The sequence below is a fragment of the Hufsiella arboris genome, assembly GCF_009834875.1.
Taxonomy (GTDB): domain Bacteria; phylum Bacteroidota; class Bacteroidia; order Sphingobacteriales; family Sphingobacteriaceae; genus Hufsiella_A; species Hufsiella_A arboris.
Window position 1 is genome coordinate 1 of the sequence record NZ_WVHT01000040.1, and the last position, 872, is coordinate 872.

Genomic DNA, 872 nt, shown 5'->3' on the forward strand with positions numbered 1-872 from the left:
CTGCGAGGGACCTTGTTCGGCTAAAGTACCTTCCCGCCCATAGATAGCACAATGTCGACCGAATGAAGACACTCTGAAGGCACAATAACCATCGCTATAAGGTCGCTGAAAGTACGCTATGAGGTCGCTGAAAGTACGCTGTAAATAAGAAATCTTGGATTTTGAAACAGCAGGAAATTGCTATTTTTAGTCGGATGATCTAAAATACGCATTATTCTATAAATGGCAAGAAAAAAAGCAGCACGAACGGCAACAGGTGATATTATTGTCGACAGTCGTTCTTACGGGACCCATACCCGTAAACCAAGGGGAACTTATAAGGCTGTTGAGATCAATGATGCCTTTAAGGCAAGCGCTGCAAACCTAGTTAAAGCCAACAACGCGGCGGCCTTGTTGAAAAGGGAAATCGACCAGTTTCGCCACGACTTTGGCGGCGGTTTATTGTGGCAGCGTATGCTATCCGTGTTCAGAGGATATTCTAAAAACAACCAAGCTCCGAACCTGCAGGGCTTCCGGCGCTTTGAGATACACAAGGATTACCCGCTTAGCCGGCTGATCACGGCAAATCATAAAAATACTTTTATCGAAAACGGATTTATTAAGGTAACGCTGGAACTAAGTACGCCCAGATTCAAGCGTAAATTCGTGGATGGCTACAGGATCGGGCTGATCGCTTTCTTTGCCGATTTTGAAGAAAAGAAAACAGCCAGTACTGCTGAATGGACGCCTGTCATTCCTTTGAACAGCCCGATTGCCGGCGTGGAATTCACACTACCGGTTCCTGAAGGATTTAAGGAATACCTGTTATGCCTGAAACTCAAGGCTGCCGATGGTCAAACTATTTGTGATAATGTGTCGATAACGGGAATGTG

At 45.5% G+C, this 872-nt stretch carries 1 protein-coding gene; it reads left to right on the forward strand.

Going from position 1 to position 872, the window contains the following annotated elements:
- Positions 1-222 precede the first annotated feature (222 nt).
- Positions 223-872, forward strand: a 650-nt coding sequence (locus GS399_RS20555) for a hypothetical protein (protein ID WP_160846539.1), incomplete at its 3' end; no start/stop codon positions are given.